Source organism: Burkholderia sp. Bp9016 (assembly GCF_003857765.1).
In the GTDB taxonomy this organism is placed as follows: Bacteria; Pseudomonadota; Gammaproteobacteria; order Burkholderiales; family Burkholderiaceae; genus Burkholderia.
On record NZ_QTPY01000112.1, the window covers coordinates 1 to 206 of the forward strand.

Consider the following 206-nt stretch of genomic DNA (forward strand, 5'->3'; position numbering starts at 1 on the left):
ACCAGCTCGATCAGCTCGTTGTCCACGTCGACTTCGACCGGCATCAACTCGTTGTCGACGGGTTTGAGCTCGACCGACAGTACGGTGGCTTCGCTCTCGACTTCCACGTCGACCGGCCTCTCGTCGGCAACCAGCTCGATCAGCTCGTTGTCCACGTCGACTTCGACCGGCATCAACTCGTTGTCGACGGGTTTGAGCTCGACCGA

The 206-nt window shown here is 60.2% G+C and carries 1 protein-coding gene; it reads right to left on the bottom strand.

Annotated elements, in window-relative coordinates:
* On the bottom strand, nt 1-206 hold a 206-nt coding region (locus DIE13_RS33750), incomplete at both ends, for a hypothetical protein (protein WP_311768353.1).